26 protein-coding genes and 1 tRNA gene are annotated in these 23,692 nt (G+C 62.3%); 17 read left to right on the forward strand and 10 right to left on the reverse strand.

Going from position 1 to position 23,692, the window contains the following annotated elements; all coding sequences use genetic code 11:
• Window positions 1-15 precede the first annotated feature (15 nt).
• The 6 genes from preA (at window position 16) to phaR (ending at window position 6,677) form a co-directional block, all read left to right on the forward strand.
• The gene (preA, locus tag ACF8O7_RS03950; RefSeq protein WP_013803150.1) at window positions 16-1,335 is read left to right on the forward strand and encodes an NAD-dependent dihydropyrimidine dehydrogenase subunit PreA; all 1,320 of its coding nucleotides are present in this window, start codon (window positions 16-18) and stop codon (window positions 1,333-1,335) included.
• A 132-nt stretch (window positions 1,336-1,467) separates the two neighbouring features.
• Window positions 1,468-2,961: an NCS1 family nucleobase:cation symporter-1 gene (locus ACF8O7_RS03955; protein WP_392442411.1), complete on the forward strand. Its 1,494-nt coding sequence runs from the start codon at window positions 1,468-1,470 to the stop codon at window positions 2,959-2,961.
• Between the two features lie 30 nt (window positions 2,962-2,991).
• Window positions 2,992-4,452 carry a dihydropyrimidinase gene (hydA, locus tag ACF8O7_RS03960; protein WP_280047844.1) on the forward strand — a complete coding sequence of 487 codons (1,461 nt, stop codon included), beginning with the start codon at window positions 2,992-2,994 and terminating at the stop codon, window positions 4,450-4,452.
• A gap of 24 nt (window positions 4,453-4,476) precedes the next feature.
• Window positions 4,477-5,745, forward strand: a complete 1,269-nt coding sequence (locus ACF8O7_RS03965) for a Zn-dependent hydrolase (protein WP_047217671.1) — start codon at window positions 4,477-4,479, stop codon at window positions 5,743-5,745.
• Window positions 5,746-5,815: 70 nt separating this feature from the next.
• A tRNA-Val gene (locus ACF8O7_RS03970) sits at window positions 5,816-5,892 on the forward strand.
• Window positions 5,893-6,137: 245 nt separating this feature from the next.
• Complete coding sequence (phaR, locus tag ACF8O7_RS03975; protein ID WP_016445296.1) at window positions 6,138-6,677, forward strand: polyhydroxyalkanoate synthesis repressor PhaR; 540 nt, start codon at window positions 6,138-6,140, stop codon at window positions 6,675-6,677.
• A 344-nt stretch (window positions 6,678-7,021) separates the two neighbouring features.
• On the opposite strand, the gene ACF8O7_RS03980 is transcribed toward phaR, so the two are convergent.
• The gene (locus ACF8O7_RS03980; RefSeq protein ID WP_183017400.1) at window positions 7,022-7,840 is read right to left on the reverse strand and encodes a hypothetical protein; all 819 of its coding nucleotides are present in this window, start codon (window positions 7,838-7,840) and stop codon (window positions 7,022-7,024) included.
• Window positions 7,830-8,117: a hypothetical protein gene (locus ACF8O7_RS03985; protein WP_183017399.1), complete on the reverse strand. Its 288-nt coding sequence runs from the start codon at window positions 8,115-8,117 to the stop codon at window positions 7,830-7,832. Before ACF8O7_RS03985 ends, ACF8O7_RS03980 begins: the two co-directional genes overlap by 11 nt.
• A 246-nt stretch (window positions 8,118-8,363) precedes the next feature.
• Between ACF8O7_RS03985 and ACF8O7_RS03990 the strand changes: the two genes are divergently transcribed.
• Entirely contained in the window at window positions 8,364-8,624 is a 261-nt protein-coding gene (locus ACF8O7_RS03990) for a hypothetical protein (RefSeq protein ID WP_183017398.1), read from the forward strand.
• A gap of 77 nt (window positions 8,625-8,701) precedes the next feature.
• On the opposite strand, the gene ACF8O7_RS03995 is transcribed toward ACF8O7_RS03990, so the two are convergent.
• From ACF8O7_RS03995 to ACF8O7_RS04025, 7 genes are all read right to left on the reverse strand, one after another.
• Complete coding sequence (locus ACF8O7_RS03995; RefSeq protein ID WP_392442415.1) at window positions 8,702-8,968, reverse strand: hypothetical protein; 267 nt, start codon at window positions 8,966-8,968, stop codon at window positions 8,702-8,704.
• Window positions 8,965-9,495, reverse strand: a complete 531-nt coding sequence (locus tag ACF8O7_RS04000; RefSeq protein ID WP_392442418.1) for a hypothetical protein — start codon at window positions 9,493-9,495, stop codon at window positions 8,965-8,967. Before ACF8O7_RS04000 ends, ACF8O7_RS03995 begins: the two co-directional genes overlap by 4 nt.
• On the reverse strand, window positions 9,492-12,002 hold the full coding sequence (locus ACF8O7_RS04005; RefSeq protein WP_392442420.1) for a ParB/RepB/Spo0J family partition protein: 2,511 nt from the start codon (window positions 12,000-12,002) through the stop codon (window positions 9,492-9,494). Before ACF8O7_RS04005 ends, ACF8O7_RS04000 begins: the two co-directional genes overlap by 4 nt.
• A complete protein-coding gene (locus ACF8O7_RS04010) occupies window positions 11,999-12,328 on the reverse strand; it encodes a hypothetical protein (protein ID WP_207444396.1) in 330 nt (109 codons plus the stop codon). The genes ACF8O7_RS04005 and ACF8O7_RS04010 overlap by 4 nt, the downstream gene beginning before the upstream one ends.
• Entirely contained in the window at window positions 12,321-12,659 is a 339-nt protein-coding gene (locus ACF8O7_RS04015; RefSeq protein WP_052155259.1) for a hypothetical protein, read from the reverse strand. Before ACF8O7_RS04015 ends, ACF8O7_RS04010 begins: the two co-directional genes overlap by 8 nt.
• A gap of 252 nt (window positions 12,660-12,911) precedes the next feature.
• A complete protein-coding gene (locus tag ACF8O7_RS04020; RefSeq protein ID WP_392442423.1) occupies window positions 12,912-13,205 on the reverse strand; it encodes a hypothetical protein in 294 nt (97 codons plus the stop codon).
• A 546-nt stretch (window positions 13,206-13,751) separates the two neighbouring features.
• The gene (locus ACF8O7_RS04025) at window positions 13,752-14,435 is read right to left on the reverse strand and encodes a S24 family peptidase (RefSeq protein ID WP_392442425.1); all 684 of its coding nucleotides are present in this window, start codon (window positions 14,433-14,435) and stop codon (window positions 13,752-13,754) included.
• A gap of 71 nt (window positions 14,436-14,506) precedes the next feature.
• Between ACF8O7_RS04025 and ACF8O7_RS04030 the strand changes: the two genes are divergently transcribed.
• Window positions 14,507-14,716, forward strand: a complete 210-nt coding sequence (locus ACF8O7_RS04030; protein ID WP_392442599.1) for a Cro/CI family transcriptional regulator — start codon at window positions 14,507-14,509, stop codon at window positions 14,714-14,716.
• 204 nt (window positions 14,717-14,920) lie between these two features.
• Here the strand turns inward: ACF8O7_RS04030 and ACF8O7_RS04035 are convergent, their stop codons facing one another.
• On the reverse strand, window positions 14,921-15,238 hold the full coding sequence (locus tag ACF8O7_RS04035) for a hypothetical protein (protein ID WP_183017390.1): 318 nt from the start codon (window positions 15,236-15,238) through the stop codon (window positions 14,921-14,923).
• On the opposite strand from ACF8O7_RS04035, the gene ACF8O7_RS04040 reads away from it, so the two are divergent.
• The 9 genes from ACF8O7_RS04040 (at window position 15,237) to ACF8O7_RS04080 (ending at window position 23,692) form a co-directional block, all read left to right on the forward strand.
• The gene (locus ACF8O7_RS04040; protein WP_158528318.1) at window positions 15,237-15,695 is read left to right on the forward strand and encodes an ATP-binding protein; all 459 of its coding nucleotides are present in this window, start codon (window positions 15,237-15,239) and stop codon (window positions 15,693-15,695) included. The two genes, ACF8O7_RS04035 and ACF8O7_RS04040, sit on opposite strands and share 2 nt — an antisense overlap.
• A gap of 11 nt (window positions 15,696-15,706) precedes the next feature.
• Window positions 15,707-16,231 (forward strand): hypothetical protein, encoded by a 525-nt coding sequence (locus ACF8O7_RS04045; RefSeq protein WP_392442427.1) that lies wholly within the window; start codon window positions 15,707-15,709, stop codon window positions 16,229-16,231.
• A 110-nt stretch (window positions 16,232-16,341) separates the two neighbouring features.
• Window positions 16,342-16,521, forward strand: a complete 180-nt coding sequence (locus ACF8O7_RS04050; RefSeq protein WP_392442429.1) for a hypothetical protein — start codon at window positions 16,342-16,344, stop codon at window positions 16,519-16,521.
• A 73-nt stretch (window positions 16,522-16,594) separates the two neighbouring features.
• Window positions 16,595-19,327: a VapE domain-containing protein gene (locus tag ACF8O7_RS04055; protein WP_392442431.1), complete on the forward strand. Its 2,733-nt coding sequence runs from the start codon at window positions 16,595-16,597 to the stop codon at window positions 19,325-19,327.
• Between the two features lie 460 nt (window positions 19,328-19,787).
• The gene (locus tag ACF8O7_RS04060; protein ID WP_392442434.1) at window positions 19,788-20,069 is read left to right on the forward strand and encodes a hypothetical protein; all 282 of its coding nucleotides are present in this window, start codon (window positions 19,788-19,790) and stop codon (window positions 20,067-20,069) included.
• 2 nt (window positions 20,070-20,071) lie between these two features.
• Entirely contained in the window at window positions 20,072-20,509 is a 438-nt protein-coding gene (locus tag ACF8O7_RS04065; protein WP_392442436.1) for a hypothetical protein, read from the forward strand.
• Window positions 20,510-21,190: 681 nt separating this feature from the next.
• Window positions 21,191-21,715 (forward strand): P27 family phage terminase small subunit, encoded by a 525-nt coding sequence (locus tag ACF8O7_RS04070; protein WP_392442439.1) that lies wholly within the window; start codon window positions 21,191-21,193, stop codon window positions 21,713-21,715.
• Window positions 21,716-21,722: 7 nt separating this feature from the next.
• Window positions 21,723-23,480, forward strand: coding sequence for a terminase large subunit (locus ACF8O7_RS04075; RefSeq protein WP_392442441.1), 1,758 nt, complete (start codon window positions 21,723-21,725; stop codon window positions 23,478-23,480).
• The gene (locus ACF8O7_RS04080) at window positions 23,477-23,692 is read left to right on the forward strand and encodes a hypothetical protein (protein ID WP_392442444.1); all 216 of its coding nucleotides are present in this window, start codon (window positions 23,477-23,479) and stop codon (window positions 23,690-23,692) included. The genes ACF8O7_RS04075 and ACF8O7_RS04080 overlap by 4 nt, the downstream gene beginning before the upstream one ends.

Here is a 23,692-nt window from a genome sequence, read left to right on the forward strand (position 1 = left end):
TCAAGGAGCATCGACATGGCAGACATCAGCAGCCGCTTTCTGGGCATTTCCAGCCCCAATCCGTTCTGGCTGGCCTCGGCACCGCCCACGGACAAGGAGATCAACGTCACCCGCGCATTCGAGGCCGGCTGGGGCGGCGTGGTGTGGAAGACGCTGGGCGAGGACCCGCATGTGGTCAACGTGAACGGGCCGCGCTACTCCACCCTCATGGCGCAGGACCGGCGCGTGATGGGCCTGAACAACATCGAGCTGATCACCGACCGGCCGCTGCGCACCAACCTGGAGGAAATGACCCGCGTGAAAAAGGCCTGGCCTGACCGCGCGCTGATCGCCTCGCTGATGGTGCCCTGCGTGGAGGAAAGCTGGAAGCGCATCCTGCCCATGGTGGAGGATACCGGCGCCGACGGGCTGGAGCTGAACTTCGGCTGCCCGCACGGCATGAGCGAGCGCGGCATGGGTGCGGCCGTGGGCCAGGTGCCCGAGTACATCCAGATGGTCACGCAGTGGTGCAAGCAGTACAGCCGGCTGCCGGTGATCGTGAAGCTCACGCCCAACATCACCGACGTGCGCTTTCCCGCGCGGGCGGCCAAGGCCGGCGGGGCGGATGCGGTGTCCCTGATCAACACCATCAACTCGCTGATGGGCGTGAACCTGGACACCCTGGTCATGCACCCCAGCACCGACGGCCAGGGCTCGCACGGCGGCTACTGCGGCCCGGCCGTGAAGCCCATCGCCCAGAACATGGTGGCCGAGATCGCGCGCGATCCGCAGACGGCGGGCCTGCCCATCTCGGGGATCGGCGGCATCACCACCTGGAAGGACGCGGCCGAATACATCGCGCTGGGATGCGGCAATGTCCAGGTGTGCACGGCGGCCATGGTCTACGGCTTTCGCATCGTGCAGGACATGTGCGACGGGCTGTCCAACTACATGGACGCGCACGGCTTTGCTCGCATCGAGGACTTCCAGGGCCGGGCCGTGCCCACGGTCAGGGACTGGAAGGACCTCAACCTCAACCACATCGACAAGGCCGTCATCAACCAGGACAGCTGCATCCAGTGCGGGCGCTGCCATGTGGCCTGCGAGGACACCTCCCACCAGGCCATCACTTTCAGCAAGGAGGGCGGTGTGCGCCGCTTCGAGGTGGATGACACCGAATGCGTGGGCTGCAACCTGTGCGTGTCCATCTGCCCCGTGCCCGAGTGCATCACCATGCGCAGCCTGCAGCCGGGCGAGGTGGACCCCCGCACCGGCCAGACGGTCACCGGGGAGTATGCGAACTGGACCACGCACCCGAACAACCCCATGCGCCAGGCCGTGACGGCGCAGGGCTAGAGGGGGCATTGCGGCAGGTCGGCGCACGGCCCGCATCCGGGCCGACCTGGCACGAAATGCGCTTGATGGAAAAAGTCAGACCCTGGATCAGCAATGGATTGGTGATTTCTCTCTTCGAGAAGGAGCTTCGCAATGTCGCATGCCCCGCATTCCGGTGAGTCCACAGGCAGCCTGTGGAACCACGACCTCGCACCCACGCTGCCGAGCCAGCGCACCTGGACCTGGTACCACTTCGCCGCCCTGTGGATAGGCATGGTGATGTGCATCCCGGCATACACGCTGGCCGCCAGCATGATCACGAACGGCATGTCGTGGTCGCAGGCGGTGATGACGGTGTTCCTGGGCAATCTCATCGTGCTGATTCCCATGCTGCTCATCGGCCATGCCGGGGCCAGGTACGGCATTCCTTTCGCTGTGCTGGCCCGTGCCTCGTTCGGCACCCACGGCGCCAAGCTGCCGGCCATGCTGCGGGCCCTGGTGGCCTGTGGCTGGTACGGCATCCAGACCTGGTTCGGCGGCATGATGATCTACACCCTGCTGGGCGTGCTGCTGGGCCATCCGCTGGAAGGCGAGAAGATCGCGGGCCTGGGCATCAATGTGGGGCAACTGGTGTGCTTTCTGGTGTTCTGGGCGATCCAGTTCTACTTCGTGGTGCATGGCATCGAGTCCATCCGCAAGCTCGAGACCTGGACAGCGCCGCTCAAGATCCTGATCTGCTTCGTGCTGCTGGGATGGGTCTACCAGAAGGCCGGCGGCTTTGGCCCCATCATGGAGCAGCCTTCGCAGTACGCGCCGGGCGGCCCCAAGGCGGGCCAGTTCATGTCGGTGTTCTGGCCGTCGCTGACGGCCATGGTGGGCTTCTGGGCCACGCTGGCCTTGAACATTCCGGACTTCACGCGCTTTGCCAAGTCGCAGAAGGACCAGGTGGTGGGCCAGGCCATCGGCCTGCCGGTGCCCATGGGGCTGCTGGCCATGCTGGCGGTGGTGGTGACATCGGGCACCGTGGTGATCTACGGCAAGGCCCTGTGGGACCCCGTGGATGTCGCCAGCCGCATGACGGGCGCGGCCGTTCTGATCGCGCTGATCGTGCTGCTGATCGACACCGTGAGCGTGAACCTGGCGGCCAACCTGGTCGGGCCGGCCTATGACTTCTCCGCCCTGGCGCCCAAGAAGATCAGCTACCGCGTGGGCGGCTACATGACGGTGGCCATTGCCATCGTGATGATGCCCTGGAAGATCCTGGAATCGACCGAGGGCTACATCTTCACCTGGCTGATCGGTTACTCGGCCCTGCTGGGGCCGATCGCGGGCATTCTGATGGTGGACTACTTCCTGGTGCGCAAAAAGCAGCTGGTGGTGGAAGACCTGTACAGGGAAGAGGGCGTCTACCGCTACTCCAACGGCTGGAACTGGGTGGCCGTGGCGGCCTTCGCCCTGGGCGTGGCGCCCAACCTGCCCGGCTTCCTGCACGCGGCGTTCCCCGCTGCATTCCCGAACGTGGGTGATTTCTTCAAGCATGCCTATGACTACGCATGGTTCATCGGCCTGTTCATTGCCGGCGTGGTCTACCGCATCGGCATGGCAGGCCAGGTGACCAAGGGCGCTCCCGCGCTGAGCAAGGCATAGGCCGGACCAACCAACAGGAGGCATGACGCTATGGGTCAATCACAGGGTTCGGTATGGGTGCGTGGCGGCACGGTGGTGAATGCAGACCGGCAGGAGAAGGCCGATGTGCTGTGTGTGGATGGGGCGATTGCGGCCGTGGGGCCGGATGTGGCGGCCCTGGTGCCGGCCGGGGCGCAGGTGATTGATGCCTCGGGGCAGTTCGTCATGCCCGGCGGCATCGATCCGCACACCCACATGCAACTGCCCTTCATGGGCACGGTCACGGCCGATGACTTCTACACCGGCACGGCGGCGGCGCTGGCCGGCGGCACCACCAGCATCATCGATTTCGTCATTCCCGATCCGCAGGAGCCGCTGCTGGACGCCTACCGCAAATGGCGCGGCTGGGCCGAGAAGGCTGCGGCCGACTACTCCTTCCACGTGGCCGTCACCTGGTGGAGCGACAGCGTCCATGCCGACATGGGCACGCTGGTGCGCGAGGAGGGCGTCAACAGCTTCAAGCACTTCATGGCCTACAAGAACGCCATCATGTGCGACGACGAAACCCTGGTGAACAGCTTCAAGCGCGCGCTGGAGCTGGGCGCCATGCCCACGGTGCATGCCGAGAACGGCGAGCTGGTCTACCTGCTGCAGCAGGAAGTGGCCAAGATGGGCATCACCGGGCCCGAAGGCCACCCGCTGGCCCGCCCGCCCATGGTGGAGGCCGAGGCGGCCAACCGCGCCATCGCCATCGCCGGCGTGCTGGGCGTGCCCATCTACGTGGTGCACGTCAGCTGCACCGAAGCGGCGCAGGCCATTGCCGCTGCCCGTGCGCGCGGCCAGCGCGTGTATGGCGAGGTGCTGGCCGGCCATCTGGTGATCGACGAAAGCGTGTACCGCGACCCCGACTTCGCGAAGGCTGCGGCCCACGTGATGAGCCCGCCCTTCCGCGCCAAGGGCCACCAGGAGGCCTTGTGGCAGGGCCTGCAGTCGGGCCAGCTGCACACCACGGCCACCGACCATTGCACCTTCTGTGCCGCGCAGAAAGCCATGGGCCGGGACAACTTCGCCAAGATCCCCAACGGCACCGGCGGCGTGGAGGAGCGCCTGGCCGTGATCTGGGATGCGGGCGTGAACACCGGCCGGCTGACGCCCAGCGAATTCGTGGCCATCACCTCGGCCAACACGGCCAAGCTTTTCAACATCTATCCGCGCAAGGGCCTGGTCGGCGTGGGCGCCGATGCCGATCTGGTCGTCTGGGACCCTGCCGCCACGCACACCCTGTCGGTCAGGACCCAGCATTCCAAGGGCGACTACAACATCTTCGAGGGGCGCACCGTGCAAGGCATGCCCAGCCACACCATCAGCCAGGGCGTGGTGGCCTATGCGCAGGGCGATCTGCGTGCCGAGATGGGCAAGGGGCGCTATATCAAGCGCCCGGCCTTCGGCCCCAACTTCGACGCGGTGCAGCGCCGCGCCGCCACGCTGCAGCCCACGGCCGTGGCGCGCTGAAGCCCGCATGACAAGGAGACCGCAATGGATACAGATACCCAAGTGAAGCAGGACATCGCGCAGCTGCGCGTCAACGGAAGCCGGTTGTGGGATTCACTCATGGAGCTGGCCCGGATCGGCGCCACGCCCAAGGGCGGCGTCTGCCGCCTGACGCTGACCGACCTGGACCGCCAGGGCCGTGATCTGGTGACCCGCTGGGCGCGCGAGGCGGGCATGACGGTAACCATCGACAAGATCGGCAACGGCTTCATGCGCCGGCCCGGGCGCGACAACAGCCTGCCGCCCATCATGACGGGCAGCCACATCGACACCCAGCCCACGGGCGGCAAGTTCGACGGCAACTACGGCGTGCTGGCGGGGCTGGAGGTAGTGCGCACGCTCAACGACCACGGCATTGAGACCGAAGCGCCCATCGAAGTGGCCTTCTGGACGAACGAGGAAGGCTCGCGCTTCGTGCCGGTGATGATGGGCTCGGGCGTGTTCGCCAAGGCCTTCACGCTGGAGCATGCCTATGCAGCCACCGACTCCGAAGGCAAGACCGTCAAGGGCGAGCTAGAGCGTATCGGCTATGTGGGCAGCCAGGAGCCTGGCGACCACCCGATCGGCGCCTACTTCGAGTCCCACATCGAACAGGGCCCGGTGCTGGAGGACAACGCCAGGACCATTGGCGTGGTTACCGGCGTGCTGGGCATCCGCTGGTATGACTGCGTGGTCACGGGCATGGAGGCCCATGCCGGCCCCACGCCCATGGCCCTGCGCAAGGACGCGCTGCAGGTGGCCGCGCAGCTGATGCAGGAAGTGGTGGCCTGCGCCCACCGCCATCCGCCCCACGGGCGCGGCACCGTGGGCATGGTGCAGGTCCATCCCAACAGCCGCAACGTGATCCCGGGCCAGGTCAAATTCAGCATCGACCTGCGCAACGCCACCGATGCCGACTGCGAAGCCATGGACGCCGACATCCGCGCAGTGGCCGACCGCATCAGCCGGGAGACGGGCCTGCCCATAGCGATCAACCTGGTGTCCAGCTACCCCGCCCAACCCTTCCATGCCGACTGCGTGGATGCGGTGGCGCGCGCCGCCAAGGCCCTGGGCTACTCGCACATGCCCGTCGTCTCGGGCGCCGGGCATGATGCGGTCTACATGGCGCGGCTGGCGCCGGCCGGCATGGTCTTCATCCCCTGCAAGGACGGCATCAGCCACAACGAGATCGAGGACGCCACGCCCGCCGACATCACCGCAGGCTGCAATGTGCTGATGCACGCCATGCTGGAACGGGCCAGGGTGGCGGGTTGATCCAAAAAACTGCGCAACTTGCCCGGAAGCCCTGTTTTGCACTGCTATACTTGCGGCTTCAACAAACGACAGGCGCGTAGCTCAGCTGGTTAGAGCACCACCTTGACATGGTGGGGGTCGTTGGTTCGAGTCCAATCGCGCCTACCAAACAAAGCAGTCTCACCAGGGGCTGCAAAAAAGAAATCCCGCTTCAAGCGGGATTTTTTTTGCCTCAACGGTTGCATGGCGGCCATTTGCCGTGTCGCATGCGTTGATCCCCATCAGGGTTACTGCTGCGCCGGGTGCTGCAGGCGCTGCCTAGAATCTGTTGCAGTGCAATAGCCGATTGCCCGCACGAGCCGGTGCAAGCAGGCGCAAACAGGTACAGCAGGTACAAGAGGAGAAGCATTGCAATGCAAGAGACGACAACAGCCGCCGCCCCCAGCGCACAGCGCGTGATCAAGAAATACCCCAACCGCCGTCTCTACGACACCAACACGTCCTCCTACATCACGCTGACGGAAGTCAAGCAGCTGGTGATGGGCAACGAGCCCGTGGTGGTCAAGGACGCCAAGACGGGCGAAGACCTCACGCGCAGCATCCTGCTGCAGATCATTCTGGAAGAAGAGGCGGGCGGCGCCCCCATGTTCTCCGAGACCGTGCTGGCCAACATCATCCGTTTCTACGGCCACGCCATGCAGGGCTACATGGGCTCCTACCTGGAAAAGAACGTGCAGATGTTCACCGACTTCCAGAACAAGCTGGCCGAGCAGGCCCAGGGCACCTCGCCCGAGGCCTGGAGCCAGTTCATGCGCATGCAGCCGCCCGCCATGCAGAACATGATGAGCAGCTACATGGAGCAGTCGCAGAACATGTTCGCCCAGATGCAGGAGCAGATGCAAAAGCAGACCGAGCAGATGCTGGGCGCGCTCGGGATCAAGCGCAATAGCTGAGCTTGCAGGGATAAGTTCGGGGGCGGTTTACCAAGTTCGCGCAGAACTGGGACAATATCGCCCCTATGACCCCCACGAGCGACGCAACAACCATGACAACCCCTGCCGGCGCGGCCGCTCCGCGCGTGGGCTTCGTCTCCCTCGGGTGCCCATAGGATAGCCTGTCTATACGCGTTGATATGTCCTACCGTTGTAAGGTGGGTCTGTTGATGAACAGCGATCGCCCCATCTCTGCTCGTCAAGCATGTTCAAGGTGACCACGCTTGACGGCGTGCTTGCGAGTCGGGCGACCTTATAGTTCTTCTGGGTATGTCTGATGCCCATTTTTAATTCGGCAAGTCTATCTATGCTGCAATTCCATAATAAGTCGCAATAGCGCTAGATAGAAGATTGCTAGCAGTTCCAAGACTCACTGCCCAGGCACCCGATGCAGACAAGCTCAGCATTTTTCCTATCCACAGGCTCACCCTTTCCCCGAACGCGCCCGTCGAAGTAGGTTTCGGGTCAGCCTCAATCGCCAATTTAAGTTCGGTCAGCTCTGGTTCGCCAACATTGTGTTTGCGAAGATGTGTTAACAGGCCCTCCAAGTCGCTGGCGGATAAGCCCATGTTCAAGGTCTGCTGGATTGTGCTTCCGCTAATGTCACCAAGAATACCTTGAAAATTTTCAATATTAATTGTGGATGTCATTGAGGTTTTGCTTGGGTTGAATTTCTCAGCGGATTCAGGTGATTTTTCCAAGTGATACTCAACATGCTCCTTGAAATCTCGAACAAACGGGAGAACCAGAGAGCTAACAAATTTTCGTAAGCTCTGAGTTAGATTGTTGCCATTAAAGTAGGTGTGTGCAAAGGGGATGAGCTGGTCAGGTTGATCGCGAAACTTGCGAAGCAGCAATAGGCACAAGCCGAGGTATTGGCGATGGTCATCGGGCCAAGCAAGCCTTGCGCTGCCTACAATGCTTGCGGCAGAGCGTTCGCTTTGGGCTAAGAATGCTTCAAGATCTACTTGCCTTGTGAGTTCCTTGGTGAAAGGGTGAAATTCCTCCGAATCTAGAGTCTGCACCAGCACGCGGTAAGGTCTTGGGAGAGATTGATAGTCAGCCCCTTGTAGGTCGAGTACCGCATTGTTAATGCGGTTGAACAGGGCCTTTTCATTCGACATTGTCTGCTCCCTGTTCACGGCGAAGCTCGGCCGCGCGACGAAAGATCATATCGGCTAGCTTTTCTTTGGTGTCGGCGACGATCTGATCTACAAAGGGTGTGCCAGCCCATGGCGCCACTCGCTCATCGACTTGGGATTCGATGTTTTTGACAGCAGCATCGATAGATGCTGGGTCGTTAGGATCGAACTCAACGTTCATAGTGCCTAGGCTTTCTAGAGCCGCTGATAGGGCGTTCAAGTTTTTTGACATGGCATCTAATCCAGTGATTTTCAGCACTATCTTCTCCTAAGGGTGTGTATGGGAAACTTTGATTAAATGAAGCGCATTTTGCCGATAGAGTAGTTATGTTGGTAATTAAATATGGCAATGTTCAGCATAGCCTCGATAGGCAACGATGAGGGCGGCGTCTCAACAGGTGGTTGAATTCCTGATACCGGGAGTTACAATAATTTCGGTGGATCTGGTTCTCAAGTTCTGAGCCTATCGACAAATGTTTCTCAATCGCATACATATGGAGATCAAATGACAATTCCTCAAGCCGTAGCTCTTGGTGTTGCTGGTGATGAACTTGGAAAGAAGATAGCAGGTTCGGAAGTGAGTGTGGGCCGAACTGCTACTTCGACGGCTCTGGGAGCCGGTATGGGGGCAGTTGCTGCTGGCTCCTTAACTGTCGGGGCTGCTGCAGTTGGGCTGACGGGTGTTGCTGCTGTTGCCGCACCTATCGTGGTTCCATTGGCAGTTGCTGCCGGAGCGGTTTCTTTTGTGAAGAGCCTGTTTGACTAAGTTATCCAGCTGTCCGTGAACTTCAAAAAAGCCCGCCAGGGTAACCGGGCGGGCTTTTTGTTGGGGTGGTGTAGCGTCTACTCGGGAGCATCGACTGCACCTGGCTGGATGGGCTTGCTCAGGATGCGCAGGAATCCTTTGCCCTGAAGGAAATTGCGGTAGCAGTTAACGGCCACGGCCTGGGCCTCGCGGGCCACGTCTTTACCTGCCGCGATGACTTGGCCGTCCTCTGAGATTATGGCCAAGCGCCCGGGCTTGCCGTTGATGCTGACGCTCAGGCCCTCATGACTGACTGCGCTGATTTGCACGCCGGCGATGGCGCCTGTGGGCTGTGTGCCGATCATGCGTGCACCTCCTTGCGCTTTGGGTGGTAGGGGCCGGTTGCGCTGAGGTCCGTCTCTGCCTGCAGCATTTCGCCGCCGCTGCTCTGCGTGCGGGCGACAAGCCGGCGTGTCACTTCGTGGATCTCTCCGGCCGTGAGGTGCTGCAGCTGGTAGACGTGCAGATCAATCGCTGTCGTGAGGGCGTCCAGCTCGTAGAAGTGCACGGCGCTGGGGCGCCAGGTGCCAGCGGCCATGCCCCGAGCGTAGTAGGCATCGCACGCGGCCAGGGCGCTGTCGAAGTGCTCGGCAAGGCCCCGCACGATGCCGCCGCGCTCGATCTCCTGTGCGACCTGGATGGTGCTGTGCATGACCGTCGCGTGCACCTCGGTGGCCGTGCCGGCGCGGATCTGTGCGAAGCATTCGCGCACCGGGTCGATGATCGATGCGACCTCTTCGCCGGTCAGCTTGGTGCCGTGGTGGTTGATCACGGCAAACGTGTCAGGGCGGCCAGCCCAGCGGCTGCGGAATGGTTTGCGTCGGCTGCTCATGCCAGGCTCTCCAGTTCCTTGGTCTCAAAAATCGCGGCTTTGGCCACAGAGCCAGGCTTGCCCGCAAACTCCACTTTCCAGCCCTCGGCCGTCAGCGCGGCCACGGCGCCCTCTTGCCAGCGATGTGCGCTATCGGGGTTGAGCACACGCACGCGCTTGCCCACGATGGGGTCTGCCGTGTAGGGCTCCAGCTCCTCGGGCTCAAAGCCCGCGCGCTGGCCCACGCCGGCGCCGAATTCCACGATCAGCGACAGATGGCCAGGCCGCACCACGCCTACGCGGCCGCACTCTTTGCGGGGCCTCCCCGTCGGGCCTTTGAGTCCGACTTTGACGCGCACCAGGTCACCGGCCGCGAACGTGGGCACCTGGCTGGTGGCTGCTTTATCTGCTGCCCCGGTGCCGGCGTCCGCACTGTCCTGGCCATCGGCAGCGGTGGCAGTCTGCGCGGGCGCAGACTGCTGTGTGCCAGGGGTCTCGGCCTGGTCAGCATCAGCGCCCGCAGGGGAGGGCGGCAGGCCCTGCGCAGCGTCAGCTGCGACTGGGCCTGCATCGTCGCCCTGTACGGCTGCAGCCGCACATTGAATGGGTGCCTGCGCGTCAGCGACAGGCGCCCCCTCGTCGCCTTGCGCGGCTGCGGCCGCGCCTGATTCTTGGTCTTGGAGCGCGGCCGCGATAGCGGCCGAGGCTTCGGCGGCAGTCGTTTTCGGCTCGGCGCTCGCACGCGCAGCGGGGGATTTTTTGGCTTTGCCCTTCGCGCGACTCTCGCCAGCGCGCGCAGCGGGGTTCAGGGGTAGATCGCCCTTCGGGGCTGCAGGTTCGGAGGCCTTCGCGGCTGCTTTTGCCTGGGTCTTGGCTGCACGCAGGTTCGCCTTGGTTTCCGCCTTCACGGCCTCGATGTCCACGCCGCAGGCTTCGGCCATGGTCATGAGATTGGGGTTTTGCGGGGCCTCGGGGTTGTGCTCCCAGTACCACGGCGAATAGGCCGAGTCGCGCAGGGCCAGCACCAGTCCGGCAACGGCAATTGGTGACGCTGATTCGGCGACCAGGTCGCGCATGGCATCCTTGGGCGCAACCTTGCCAAGGTCCAGCATCTTGCAAAGCTCTTTTGCGTCGTCCCCGTTGAGCGTGTTGACGATGTTGATGGCTGCAATTTTCTGGCTCGCAATCAGCAGGTTCTCTGTGGGCGTCTTGCTTTGCACAGCAACCCTGCGGACTATCTCGCGCCGCCATGCCCGCTCATATTCCTCGACAGATGCTTTCTTCTCTGCCTCGGTGTCAGCCTTGGCCTGGCGCTCGTTGGCTTCTTTTTGCTTCTGATGGGCCTCGGCCTTGCCTGCGATCTTGAGCAGTTCCGCAGCCTGCTCTTTCGTCACGACGGCGATCATCTCTTTCTTGTCGTGCGGATTGATGATCATCGTGGGCTTGATGCCCGATGTGTCCAGTGCCTTGTGCACCAGCTTGCGCAGTGTCTTGCCGGTGACGGGGCTGTCATAGGCGTTGTCCAGGCGCAGATACCCGTTGACGGCGCCACCGTATGCGTGCGGAATCAACTCCTTTGCCGCGCGGCCGTCGATCACTTCCAGCCCCTGGTCCACTGCCTTTTGGCGCACCTTGGCCGTGTGAGCCTCATCCTTTTCGTGATAGCAGGGCGGGTTCGTGCAGACGTCTGCACTATCCACATCTGCATACGATTCGGGGTCGGCACCTGTACGGTAGCTGCAAGAGTCGCAGGCGCCAACTCGCGGGCACAGTTGGGCATCGCTGCGGTCAAAGGGGGCGCGATCCAAGCGCAGCATGAACTCGCGCTGAGTCATCTGCTGGGCTTGGCGTGCGGTGTATGGCTGGCCGTAGTTAGCTTGATCTTTGATTTTCTCCAGGGCCTTGACTTGCAGCGCTTCGATGGGGATGCGTGCCACGGCCTGTGCGATGGACCAGTCCATCGCGCCACTGCGCACCATGTCACGGCCCATCTCGCACAAGTCGAGGATCTTGAGTACGTTGAAAACGTAGGTGCGGCTCTTGCCCACGTCCTCGGCGATTTTCTCGGCCGTGGTCTCGCCCAGGTCCAGCAGTTCGCGGTAGCCCTCGGCCTCCTCCAGCTTCGTGATGTCGGCCCGCTGCAGGTTTTCGATCACGGCCGCGCGCAGTGCGTCGGCGTCGGACATCGGGCGAATCATCGCGGGGATCTCTGCCAGACCGGCCAGCTGGCTGGCGCGCCACCGGCGCTCACCGGCGATCAGCTCATACTGCGCACGCTCGCGCTTTTCGGCCTTGGCCCACGCCTGCTCATCGGCAATGCGCGACTCGGGCAGCGGGCGCAGCAGGATGGGCTGATGCACGCCCGTGGCCTTGATGGAGTCTGCCAACTCCTGCAGCTTTGCGGCGTCGAAGTGCTTGCGCGGGTTGCGCAGGCTTCGTGCAATGCTCATGACGGGCACATGCAGCATCAGGGCGCCTGCGCCAGGCGTGGGCATGGCAGCGGTTTGGGTGTCGTGTGTGCTTGTCATGCTGCAAGTCCTTCCTGCTGCCCCTTGATGCCGAAGGCGCGCCGCGCCGCGTTGCGGACCTCGGCGCTGACGCTGTACCCGAACTCCTCCGGGTCCAGCAGATCGCGCACCAGGGCAACGCAGGCGGCTGTGTCGGGATCGACGCGCGGGCTGTCATAGATCACGCGCCGGCAGGCCGGTTGCCGCTGGATGTGCTGGATCATTTCCAGTGCTGCGGATTCCTGGGGCGCGAGAGGGGCGCCAACGCGGGGCGTGCGCAGATCCGATTCGACCTGGACAGCACCGGGGCCGACATGCTTGATTTCGATGACGATTGCTTTAGCCATGAGCGGCCTCCAGAAGTTGCATTTGGGGTTGGATGGGGGCGGGCTCATGCAGGGGCTGTATGTCGCTGCAGTGGCCCAAGGTGTGGCGGATCTGGTGGACGGGCGCGGTGATGGATACACGCATACCGCGCTTGAATGACTTGGCGCGCTGCTGGGCCTGCGCGCGGGCTGCTGGCGGGTAGACCTGCTCTGCTTTGACAGGCAATTGGCCGGGGCCGTCGCTGTCGATGAGCAGACACAGGACCGGCATGGGTGTGCTGTCCACGCCTTGGGGCAGCGTGCGCACTTCTGCGTCCTGCACCAGGGTGCCGGTGATGAGGATCAGAGCCATGGCGCGCCCCCGAACTTGATGGCAACGAGGGCGCCGAACATAGCCAGGACCAGCCAGCGCAGCACGGTGCGGCGGACGCGGCGCGGCAGGTATGGGCCTTCCATCTGGATGGGCGGGCGGCTCATCGTGCTGCCCTTGCGCTGATGGGATGTCCGTGCCCGAAGAGGACCATGGCGCGGGCGATGGCATCCGCTGCGCCCGTGGCGCGGATCGTGTGGCGAGTCCGGCCGCATGTGACGGTGTAGAGGGTCATCACTCGCCCCTTGCGTCGTCCGTCAGCTCGACGCCGGCCAGGCCGGGGATGGACATCAGCACGTCGATGACGTGGCAGTCCGGGGGCGGGATGTCGAGGGCGATGTATGCCTCGCCGGCTGCTTGCAGGATGCCTTGATGCACCCGCGCATTGGCGGCGTCGCACATGGCCGCGAGTCGATGGTGCCAGAGCAGGCGCTCAGGCTGCTGGATGTGCCGCTGCAGCGGCGTCGTGTCTACGGCTAGAGAGAGGGTGCAGACGTGTGCACTGTCTGCTGTACTGCTGCATTGCATGCCGGGTCTCCTGTGCTGTGGAGAGCGCGCGGCGAAGCAGCCAGTGCGCCCGTCTCAGCGATTGCTGAGACGAGTGAAATGTAAGTCCTCTAACATTGTGGTGTCAAGTGTACTTACATGATTGTGTAAGTATGCTTGTGAATCGAAGCCAAGCCTCCGCTAGAAGCACTCTGCTTTCGAGGCTTCTGGGAACCGCGTACAGCTCCAGAGCATTTGATTTTTTCCGGTAGCCCGATTGCTGGTGTATGAGGCGATCTCTGTGTCCACTTCGCGGGAGCTTAGAGGGAAGCGCGAGGGCGCCGCAGTCCCCGACTCCCAAAAATGCACATAGCAGTGCCGCTTGTTTGTGCAGAAATTTGTCGCTACGCCTTTTAGATAGGCACGATTATTAGAGTGGGATTTCGGGACAGTAAAGAAATAATGATCACCTTGTTGACCTGTTAACTTTAAGTCCACTCTTTCAGCGTGCGAATTTGATGTGGATAAAGCTAGGCCCAAGGTCAAGCATATAGATAGATAAAATGATTTCATTGCTAGCGTAGGCGCCTAAATACGTTCGCTCTGTTTGTGCACTATCTCCCCGAGAAGTCGCACACCTTCGTGGCAAACCTTTCTCGGATACCGTCTCTGATCGGGGTTGTCGGAGGTTAACCACCATTGCCCGTTGTCGCGGAGTAGGCGCTTTATGACCAACTCGCCTTCATAGTTCACTGCAAATACGTATCCATCCTTTGGCTCGGCTTGGGCAGTATTAACAACAACGGTGTCGCCGTCAAAAAGACCTGGCTCCATACTCCCATTAGCAACCATGGTTGCAAATAGGTTCTCGGGCTTTAGGCCTCTGCGCTCATACCACTGCCTCGGAAACGGAATTGGCGGTCCGTCATCATCCCGGTAATCGATGCCAAATCCAGAAGCGCTTGCTGAAAGCTTAAATCTGACCCGCCGTATGGAGGGGTAATCTGGATTGTTGTCAAGATTGATTTCAACAGGCCCGGATTTTTTCTCAAGCGGTGCACCTTTAGGCCCGTCTCCCGTCGCAATCCACATCGCGTTGAAGCCGGTTGCCTCTGCCAGTTTGGTGGCCGGTGATGTTTTCAGACTCTTGGTCGGGCCATCCTTCCATTGTGTGACTGCCGACGACGACACGCCTGTGATCCGCGAGATCTCGCCAACCTTCAGGCCGGTGACTTCCATGATCTCTGTGATGCGGTCTTGAAGCGTTGTCATGTAAGGAAGCTTACTTGTGAGGCGTGTTAGTGTGCTTGTTGTTTGCATGTAAGAGTGCTAACATGCGCGGCATGAAAAAGTCAGAGGCCATTTGTTTGCTTGGAGGCTCTGTTGCCAAGGCTGCAGAGGCCATCGGCGTCAACTCTCAGGCCATATCACAGTGGCCGGAGGATCTGCCCGCCCGGCTTACGGACCGTGTGCAGGCAGCACTTTGGCGGATGCATCAAGCACAGCGTCAGGAGTCGGCCGCTGTCGATGTGAGCGAAGGCGCAAGTGCGTAACTGTTCTATCCACTCCAGCCGCTCGGCCACGCCGCCTGGGATTCGTCTCCTTCCCCGATTGGGTGCCGCACGCGCGGGAAGGCGTGTGCGGCTTGCGTTGCTGGCTGGAGTGGGGCTTTCTTTTCGTCATGCCAGCAGTGTCTTGCGCACTGCGGGTTGTCGCCATCCTGAAATTTCAGCCGTTCAAGGGGAACGGCCCTGGCGTCATCGCGCGGGGATGGCTTGCCACTCTTCGTCCGGTGCCTCTCCGTCCGGGCGCTTGATCCACACCAATTTGAGCCGGTCCAACAGGTCATCGGATGCCCATCCAGGTAGCGGGCGCCATTCGGATTTCGGGTCGTGCTTGCTTCGGTCGAAGGCCGCTTCTTGCGCGGTGTTTTCGAGCGCGAACCGCACCAGCGTTTGGCTGGCGTTTTCTGTGATCAGGCGGTGATTGAAGGTGTACGCGGCTGCGCGGTTCGTGTCCGGGTCAAGCAGCAGCGAGTAGGGCAGTTCCTGTTTCTTTTTAAGGGGAAAACTCATGGTCAAGATCTTTCATTTGGTTGGTGCACAGGGCAGCGGAAAGTCTACGCATGCTCAGATGCTGAGCAAGTTTTTTGAAGCGCAAGGCCTCAGGTGTGCGGGGGTGGACGATCCCGACTCGGAGTTCGTTAAGGACCGTGATGGCGCTATGAAGCACTGGCCCGAAGCGGACGTGATTTTTCTGGAGCATCTGCCAGGGGAGCAGTTCAAGGCTTTGCCGTGCGACCAGGTCATTTCCTTGGCGCGTGGCAATGATGGCGAGGCCATTGTGCGTGATGCGCTTTCCAGCGCTCAGGACCGCATCCGCCGAGCAACACGCGATCAGTTGCTGGCGGCCACGGTAGACCCATCACTGCATCTGCCGGATGGTGAATTGTTTGTCACGGCTCGGATGCGTCGGCCGTACAGCAAGGCTGCAGAGGTGGTGCCGCTGCACGTTTCGCGCCTGCCGCTCTGATTGGTTGCCCCATGACCCGCCGCTACTCCGCGACCGACTGGCGCGACATCTTCTACAACGCGGTGCGTGAGGCGCCTGGCGGCGTGACGGCCGCCGCTGCATTCCTGACCGACCGCCGCGAAAAGGCGATTCATCCTGAGGATCTGCGCAGACGTCTGCGTGGTGCTGATGGCGAGTCGCTGAGCACAGAAATGCTTGAGCTGCTGAGCGAGTGGCTGATCGATATGGCACGCCCAGACGCTCGGCGCTGGCTTCAGTCGTTCAACGCTCGTTTCTCCATGGCCTCCGCTTATCTGCCGCCCCCGCCAGAGGGTGGGTGGGCCTGCGAGGCCACGGCGATACGGCAGAAGGTCATGCAGATCACCGCGAAAAACGGACTGCTCGCCGGTATTTGCGCCCGCGTCACTGAAGACAACCAGATCGACGGCACTGAGTGCGATGAACTGGAAGCCGGCTGCATGGAAATCATCGAGCTGGTGTTTCGCCTGCGCCGCAATGCGCGCCGTGCCGCTGGCCGGTCGGAGGACTTCACATGAGGCCGGCCGGAGACGTGCGCCTGGCGCTAGTGCAGGCCTGCGAGCGCATCCACCGTGACACGGGCCAGGGAGCCCCTACCCGCGAGCTGGCAAGGCAGGCAGGAGTGGGGTTGAAAGCTGCGACCGACACGATCAAAAACCTGAGCCGCGCGGGTGTGCTGGCAAAGGGTGGTGAGCAGACCGTGAGCTATCGCAATCGGCCTGTGGCTTTGTGGATTCCAAAGGCCGCAGCAGCGGCCAATGACTGTGGAAATGTTGGCCTGGCACAAGCGCTGCGGGTCTGGGGGTAATCAATGAATTGGAACAAGCTGCCGGCGGTTGGGACGCTGGCTTGGGGAGTCTTGCGCGTTTTGGGAGGTGAGCATGCAGCAGCGTGAGGATCTGCCCCCCATTAAATACGCGGAGCTCGCAGAGGCGCTGTTGGCACGTAGTGACCGCCTGGTGCCCGCGTGGCTCCAGGGCGGTGAAGTCGTTGGACACGAATACAAGTGCGGGAGCCTGGCGGGCGGCAAGGGTGGTAGTTGCAGCGTCAATCTGAACAATGGCAAGTGGAGCGATTTCCACACAGGTGAGTCCGGCCGCGATTTGCTGGACCTGTACGCGCAGATCCATGACCTGTCGCTGGCAAAGGCTGCTGTGCAGGTTGCGAAGGAAGAGGGCTTGGAAAGCGTGGCCGGCCTGGTCAAGCATGGCGGCGGTGCGGGTGCCGTGGCCGCTGCCGCAAATCCACGTCCGCAGGAGGCGGCGCCCAAGCGCACGCGGGAGTCTGAATGGAAGACCCTGGCGCCTGTTCCGGACTATGCCCCTGAACCTACTTTCCAGCATTACCACCGCCTGCCTGCGGACCTGCAGCACACGGCAGAGTACCGGCTGGGTGGTGATCTGCATGGGTATGTGGTGCGCTTCGGGACGAGCGATGGCGGCAAAGACACGCTGCCGTACACGTTCTGTCTGTCAGCAAAGGATGGGGCCAGCAAATGGCATTGGCGCCAGTGGGACGAGCCCCGGCCGCTGTTCCTGCCGTCCAAGCGCCTGCCCGAGGGCCGCACCGTGGTGCTGGTAGAGGGCGAACTGAAAGGCGAAGTGCTGCAGGCTGCGCTTGATGGAGTGGCGCCGGGCATCTACTGTGTGGCGAGCTGGCCGGGAGGCTCGAAGGCATGGAAGCGGGCTGATTGGTCTTGGCTCGCCGGGGCGACCGTGATCCAGTGGCCTGACTGCGATTCCAAGCGGGAGGCGCTGACTGCTGCAGAGCGCAAGAGTGTCAAGGGCGATGACGCGGCGCGGCAAGCGCTGGAGGATGGCAAGCCGCTGTTGCCTGCCAAAAAGCAGCCGGGCATGCTGGCTATGCTGGGCATTGGCGCGCTGCTGCGTGATGAACATGGCTGTGCTGTGAGCATCTTGCCAATCCCTGAGCCGGGTGTGCTGGTGGATGGCTGGGATGCGCGTGATGCCATCGAGACGGACGGCTGGGGCGGCAAGCGGCTGCTGGCTTTCTTCGGCCAGGCGCAGCCATTGGCTCCTGCGTCTGAGAATGCGGGCCAGGTTGAACCTGCGCGATCCCCCGTTGGCACGGGCGGCGGTGGTGATGCGCCGCCGGCCTTTGGTGGCCCTGCCGCTGATGCTGATGACGAGGATGACGAGGATGACGGCATCGTGGTGCGCATCGGCGGCAAGCTGGTGCCCGAGTGGATGACGTACTACTACGACGCTGAGAAATCCCGCTGGAACGTCTCTCGCAAGTTCGTGATTGCGTGTCTGCGGCGCCTGCCAGGTCTGCGCGATGTGCTGGGCTTCGATGAATTGCGCAACACCGTGCAATGCCGCAAGCCCTGGCCTTGGCCCAATGCCAAGGCGGGCGAGGTGCGCAATTCCGATGCGCTGCTGCTGGGTGACTGGCTCACGGATCAGTACGGCCTGCCCAGCATCAGCAAGGCAGCGCTTGAGGAAGCCATGCACACGGTTGCCAGCACACGGCGCTTTCACCCGGTGCGCGAGTGGCTGGCGGGCCTGGAGTGGGATGGCAAGCCCCGCTTGAGCAAGTGGCTGATTCACGCCCTGGGCGAGTCGCCTGAATCGTTGCGGCCGGCCATGCTGGAGTATCTCGGTCTGGTCAGCCGATATTGGGTACTGGGCATGGTCTATCGGGTGATGGAGCCCGGTTGCAAGTTCGACTATTGCCCCGTGCTTGAGGGTGCCGGCGGCCTGCGCAAATCGACGCTGGTCGAGGTGCTGGCAAGCAGCGAGTTTTACAGCGATACCGCTTTCGAGGTGGGGCGCGGGAAAGAAGCGCAAGAGCAGGTGCAAGGCATCTGGGTGTATGAGATTGCCGAGCTGTCCCACTTCAGCAAATCCGAGGTGGGGGCGATCAAGGCCTTTATCTCGGCCAAGGTGGATCGCTATCGCGTGGCCTACGGAACCAACGTGGAAAGTTTCCCGCGTCAATGCGTGCTGGTGGGCACGACCAATGAGGACACGTACCTGCGTGATCGCACCGGCAATCGGCGCTTCTGGCCCGTGCCTGTGCGTCACTGCATCAATACTGATTGGGTGCTCAAGGTGCGCGACCAGTTGCTGGCCGAAGCCTATGCCCTGTATCTGCAGGGGGAGCCCTTCATTCCAACGGCAGAGCAAGAGGTGAGGTTATTCAAGCCGATGCAGGACAGCCGCCTTGTGGAGACGGCCGTGGAGAGTGAACTGCTGCATGTACTGACTCGGCCGTACCAGACCGCTGGCATGGCGTCCGTGGTGAGCAGCCAAACCGAGTTCGTGACCATTTCTCAACTGGTGCAGGCCCTGGCCATTGATGCCGCCAAGGCGCCGCCTGGTCTGCAAACGCAGATCACGGGATGGCTCAAGCATGAGGGCTGGGAGCGGGTCAAGAAGCAGATCAATGGCGTGCGTGCCTGGGGCTTTGCCCGGCCGCGTGACTGGCCGCCTGAAGACCGGCCCACTGGTCTGGATGGCGATCTGCCGCCGCCTCCTCCTGCTGTCCCTGAGTCAGCCGCAGGTCAGACGCCTGTCACTTTCGTGGCGCCACCGCTGCCGCCTGGTCTGGTGGCTGACAAGCCTTCCCTGCAGGACGATGAACCGTTCTGATCTTCAACCCCTTTCGATGCCGGCGGCGCCTGAAACGCGCCGTGCTGCATGCACTGCTGGAGGCGAGATTCGCTGCAGTGTGCCCGCTTGCGGGCCGGTGGTCGCTATGCGGCCCCGATGCGGTGCGGTGGCGGGGATGGCCTGCCATTCCCCTATGACTTGAGTGTCCAAGTGTCCAAGGTGTCCAAGCTTTTGCATTGGACTCCATTGGCCACCTACTTCCCCATTTTCTGGGGTTGAGGCTGCTGCATTGCCTGTGTGGTGGTCTGTGGCCGGATCTAGGCCCAGCTTCTGGGCGCAGGCTGGCAGGCATGGGCGCGGGCGCGCTCGCGCTCGCGCGGAATCGGGCGATTCCTCATTAACTCTATAGGTTGGGATGGACAGGATGGACACTAGGACACAGAACAGGATCTCAGGGCCTGCAATCCAAGCGGCATCGGCGCAGTGGACCCTGGAAGAGATGGGCAGGATCGAGGCGGGGCAGCAGGTCATCAAGACCCGCATGCCCGGGGTCTATGCACACATTCAGCAGAAAGCCAAAGCGGATCGCCGGGTATGGGGTCTGGTGCGGCAGGGGTTGGCCGGGCGCCCTGGTTGCTTCTGGGCGGTTGAAGGTTCCCAAGCGGTGGGCACGCCCTTTGTCGCGTGGGCCAGCATGGGCCGCATTGCAGACTTGCTGCAGCAGATGGCGCAACCCGAGTTCGCCTGCATGCTGGGGCCGCTGCCCGATGTGGGGGCCTGAGCATGGCGCGCCGCGAACACATCAAGCAACGCTTGAACAACTGGGCCATGTGGCGCGCTCGCCGTGACGGCAATGGCCTGGGCTTTGCAACGCAGAACATCCTTGCAGCTTGGATGGCAAGCGTGAAGCAGCCGCCCAAGGTGCGTGAGGCGACTATCCCGGTGCTGCATCTGGAGGCTGAGGAAACCGACCAAGCTGTGCAATCACTCAAGCACTCCAAGCCGCATCTGTTCCTGGTGCTGGAGTTGATCTACCTCCGGGATCTGGGCATTCAGGGGACTGCCCGGCGCATCGGGCGCGCACCGTCAACCGTGCATGCCCAGCTCGATGCGGCCGACAAGGCGATTGAGGACTGGCTGAGCGAGATGGTGCAGGAGCGCGAGCGCAAGTTGGCGCAATTGTGGGCCGTGAAAGATCGGCCAGGGAGTTTTACACCTTAGAGAGTCTTGGTACATTTCAGGCAACTTGTGGAAGGTGTCCCAACCCACTGACCCAAGTCCAACCCTGCCAAGCGCGAGCCTGGCGGGGTTTTCTTTTTGTCCCCCTCGGAGCATCTATGACGCCGGAGACCCGCCGAGCCATCAGCCGCCAGGACCACGATGAGCGGCGAGGTTCCGCCTCTTCGCGTGGCTACGGTGCCGCCTGGCGCGCTGCTCGGGACCAGTTCTTGCGGGATCACCCGCTGTGTGCTGAGCACGGAAAGCGTGGCGATTCGATTCCGGCCCAGGTCGTGGATCACATCGTCGCGCCTCGCCTTGCTGAAGCCCGGGAATCTGGAGACCCGGAGCGCATGGGCGAAGCGCAGCGGCTTTTCTGGAGTCGGTCCAACTGGCAACCGCTGTGCAAGCTGTGCCACGACTCTGACAAGCAGCGCCTTGAGAAGTCCGGGCGCATTGCCGGCTGTGCACCTGATGGTCGGCCGTTGGACCCGCGTCACCCGTGGAATCGGCCCGCTGCATCGACGATTTCGGCGTTTTTGACCCGATCCGGCCCAAAACCGGCTCCGAGGGGGTAGGGGGGTGAAAAACTTTCGCCCTTTTTAGCAAGAGACCGACCGTTCCTCTCCGTACGCAAAATGCGGGAAATATGGGGAGGGGGGGTATACGACAGGAGGCACCCCAATGGCTGGAAACGCCAATTCCGGGCGCAGTGCAAAACCGCCGTTCCTGCATCTGGCGGGTGGCAATCCCGGAAAAAAAGACGCGGCTGCTCTGCTGCGCGAGCAGGAGGCCAACACGGTTTCCGCCAGCGAGCCTGACATGCCCGAGGTGCTCACGCCGGAAGCGCGGGAAGAGTGGAGGCGCGTGATGCCCGACTTGCTGCTGCTGGGCTGGGTGCACCGTATCGATGTCATGGCGCTTTCGTCCTACTGCGAGGCGGTGGCCGACTGGCGGCGCTTTCGTGCGCTGATCGTCAAGAAGAATGCAGAGCAGGCCGAGGCGGGCGATGTGCAGACCTATGCGACGGGCGCCAAGCAAATCAGCGTGTGGCGGCAACTCGCCAACGATGCCGAGAAGCGGGCAAACGCCGCCGGCGCGTTGTTCGGTATGTCGCCCCTGGCGCGACGAAACATGAAGGCCCAAGCGGCGCCGCAAGGGGAGTTGTTCGGCAATGACGAAAAGGACGCTGCCGCTCGCTACTTCTGACTGCCGAGTGAAGAAGTTCGCCCGCCGCGTGCTGCAGGGGCGAATCATTGCGGGGCCGTATGTGCGGGCCGCGTGCAAGCGCCATTTGCAGGACCTGAAGCAGGGGCACAAGCGTGGCCTGGTGTGGGATCAGTCGGCAGCAGATCGAGCCATCGGATTTTTCGAGGATGTGCTCAAGCTCAACGGCGGCGAATACGAAGGCAGGCCTTTCCTGCTGGCCCCCTGGCAGGCGTTCATCGTGGGCAGTCTGTACGGCTGGTACACCGAGGACGGCTACCGGCGCTTCCGCGTTGTCTACATCGAAACCGGAAAGGGGTCGGGCAAAAGCCCGCTTGTCGCTGGAATCGGGTTGTACGGCCTGACGGCCGACAAAGAGCAGCGCGCCGAGATCTACGCTGCCGCGACCAAGAAAGACCAGGCACAGATCCTGTTCCGCGATGCCGTGGCAATGGTCAACCAATCGCCGCATCTGCAATCGCGCCTGGTGCAGTCGGGGCGTGATGAGAAGGTTTGGAACCTCTTCTATGCGGAGACCAACAGTTTCTTCAAATGCATTTCTGCAGATGAGGGACAGTCCGGCCCGCGTCCGCATGTCGGGCTGATCGATGAGGTTCATGAGCACAAGACTGCGACTGTGATCGACATGATGGTGGCCGGCATGAAGAGCCGCCGCCGTGCCATGGTGGTGATGATCACTAACAGCGGCAGCGACAAGACGACGCCGTGCGGGCAGTACCACGACTACGGTGCAGACGTGTGTACTGGGCGTGCACAGGATGACCATTTCTTTGGCTTCATCTGCTCACTGGACAAGGGCGATGACCCGATCAACGATGAATGGTGCTGGCCGAAGGTCAACCCATCGCTGCGCTTTCGCCTGGCAGGGCAGCGCGAGGGCATCCCTGGCTATCAGTATCTGCGTGCCCAGGTGCAGAACGCGCGCGGCATGCCGGCGAAGCTGGCCAAGGTCTTGCGCCTCAATTTCTGTGTATGGACGCAGGCCGAATCGCCATGGCTCGACTGGGAGATATGGGCGGCGGCCGAGGGGACGGTGCCGCTGCAGCTGCTGCGACATCGCAAGGCGGTGGGCGCGCTGGACCTGTCCAGTACGACCGACCTGACGGCATTCGTTCTGCTGTTCTTTCCGACGCTGGAAGATCCTTATTGGCGGCTGATGCCGTATTTCTGGATTCCAGATCACGACCTGGACGAACGGGAGAAGCGCGACAAGGTGCCGTATCGGCAGTGGATTGCCGAGCGCTGGCTGGAGACAACGCCAGGCCGAGCGGTGAGCCGGTTGTTTGTGCTGCGGCGCCTGCAGGCCATCAGCGCCTATTTCACGGGGCTGGAGCGCATCGCGTTCGACCGCTGGCGTATCGAAGATGTGATTCAGCTGATGGCCGAGCACGGGATAACGCTGCCGCCCCTGGTTGGCTTCGGTCAGGGGTATGAGTCTTTCGGGCCGGCCGTCGATGAATTTGAGCGCCGGCTGCTGGGTGCGCCTGTGGATTCGGGAAGTGCAGACGAGCTGGCCGAGCCGCTCGCCGAAGTGGAGCAACTGCGTCATGACGGCAACCCGGTGCTGACATGGAACGCCGCCAATGCGGTGTTGACACATGACCCGGCGAATAACCGCAAGGTGGACAAAGCCAAGTCCGTGGGCCGGATTGACGGCGTTGTGGCCTCAATCATGGCCTGTGGCATCAGCGGCAAGGGTCGCAAGTTGGGCGGCCCGTCCGTCTATGACAAGGGGATAAAGATATGAAGTTTCAGCTGCCGAGTTTTCGGGTGGCACTGGTGCTGCTGTCGCTGCTGTGCGGCCTGCTGGGCTTCGGCTTGGTGGTGGCGGGCATATGGCGCATGCACCCCCCATCGGCCATGGTGGTGGCAGGCGTGGCCCTGGTTGCCTACGCTTGGCGCGTTGACCGCGCCGCATCTGGCTTGGCTGCGTTGGCGGCTGCACGCGGGGAGGGGTAA

The organism is Delftia sp. WSY_16 (assembly GCF_043104415.1).
In the GTDB taxonomy this organism is placed as follows: Bacteria; Pseudomonadota; Gammaproteobacteria; order Burkholderiales; family Burkholderiaceae_C; genus Comamonas; species Comamonas tsuruhatensis.

What these genes read in the sequence shown, in the direction of transcription:
- preA (WP_013803150.1), top strand. Translation starts at nt 16, where the DNA reads ATGGCAGACATCAGCAGCCGCTTTCTGGGCATTTCCAGCCCCAATCCG.
- ACF8O7_RS03955 (WP_392442411.1), top strand. Translation starts at nt 1,468, where the DNA reads ATGTCGCATGCCCCGCATTCCGGTGAGTCCACAGGCAGCCTGTGGAAC.
- hydA (WP_280047844.1), top strand. Translation starts at nt 2,992, where the DNA reads ATGGGTCAATCACAGGGTTCGGTATGGGTGCGTGGCGGCACGGTGGTG.
- ACF8O7_RS03965 (WP_047217671.1), top strand. Translation starts at nt 4,477, where the DNA reads ATGGATACAGATACCCAAGTGAAGCAGGACATCGCGCAGCTGCGCGTC.
- phaR (WP_016445296.1), top strand. Translation starts at nt 6,138, where the DNA reads ATGCAAGAGACGACAACAGCCGCCGCCCCCAGCGCACAGCGCGTGATC.
- ACF8O7_RS03980 (WP_183017400.1), bottom strand. Translation starts at nt 7,840, where the DNA reads ATGTCGAATGAAAAGGCCCTGTTCAACCGCATTAACAATGCGGTACTC.
- ACF8O7_RS03990 (WP_183017398.1), top strand. Translation starts at nt 8,364, where the DNA reads ATGACAATTCCTCAAGCCGTAGCTCTTGGTGTTGCTGGTGATGAACTT.
- ACF8O7_RS03995 (WP_392442415.1), bottom strand. Translation starts at nt 8,968, where the DNA reads ATGATCGGCACACAGCCCACAGGCGCCATCGCCGGCGTGCAAATCAGC.
- ACF8O7_RS04000 (WP_392442418.1), bottom strand. Translation starts at nt 9,495, where the DNA reads ATGAGCAGCCGACGCAAACCATTCCGCAGCCGCTGGGCTGGCCGCCCT.
- ACF8O7_RS04005 (WP_392442420.1), bottom strand. Translation starts at nt 12,002, where the DNA reads ATGACAAGCACACACGACACCCAAACCGCTGCCATGCCCACGCCTGGC.
- ACF8O7_RS04010 (WP_207444396.1), bottom strand. Translation starts at nt 12,328, where the DNA reads ATGGCTAAAGCAATCGTCATCGAAATCAAGCATGTCGGCCCCGGTGCT.
- ACF8O7_RS04015 (WP_052155259.1), bottom strand. Translation starts at nt 12,659, where the DNA reads ATGGCTCTGATCCTCATCACCGGCACCCTGGTGCAGGACGCAGAAGTG.
- ACF8O7_RS04020 (WP_392442423.1), bottom strand. Translation starts at nt 13,205, where the DNA reads ATGCAATGCAGCAGTACAGCAGACAGTGCACACGTCTGCACCCTCTCT.
- ACF8O7_RS04025 (WP_392442425.1), bottom strand. Translation starts at nt 14,435, where the DNA reads ATGACAACGCTTCAAGACCGCATCACAGAGATCATGGAAGTCACCGGC.
- ACF8O7_RS04030 (WP_392442599.1), top strand. Translation starts at nt 14,507, where the DNA reads ATGAAAAAGTCAGAGGCCATTTGTTTGCTTGGAGGCTCTGTTGCCAAG.
- ACF8O7_RS04040 (WP_158528318.1), top strand. Translation starts at nt 15,237, where the DNA reads ATGGTCAAGATCTTTCATTTGGTTGGTGCACAGGGCAGCGGAAAGTCT.
- ACF8O7_RS04035 (WP_183017390.1), bottom strand. Translation starts at nt 15,238, where the DNA reads ATGAGTTTTCCCCTTAAAAAGAAACAGGAACTGCCCTACTCGCTGCTG.
- ACF8O7_RS04045 (WP_392442427.1), top strand. Translation starts at nt 15,707, where the DNA reads ATGACCCGCCGCTACTCCGCGACCGACTGGCGCGACATCTTCTACAAC.
- ACF8O7_RS04055 (WP_392442431.1), top strand. Translation starts at nt 16,595, where the DNA reads ATGCAGCAGCGTGAGGATCTGCCCCCCATTAAATACGCGGAGCTCGCA.
- ACF8O7_RS04060 (WP_392442434.1), top strand. Translation starts at nt 19,788, where the DNA reads ATGGGCAGGATCGAGGCGGGGCAGCAGGTCATCAAGACCCGCATGCCC.
- ACF8O7_RS04065 (WP_392442436.1), top strand. Translation starts at nt 20,072, where the DNA reads ATGGCGCGCCGCGAACACATCAAGCAACGCTTGAACAACTGGGCCATG.
- ACF8O7_RS04070 (WP_392442439.1), top strand. Translation starts at nt 21,191, where the DNA reads ATGGCTGGAAACGCCAATTCCGGGCGCAGTGCAAAACCGCCGTTCCTG.
- ACF8O7_RS04080 (WP_392442444.1), top strand. Translation starts at nt 23,477, where the DNA reads ATGAAGTTTCAGCTGCCGAGTTTTCGGGTGGCACTGGTGCTGCTGTCG.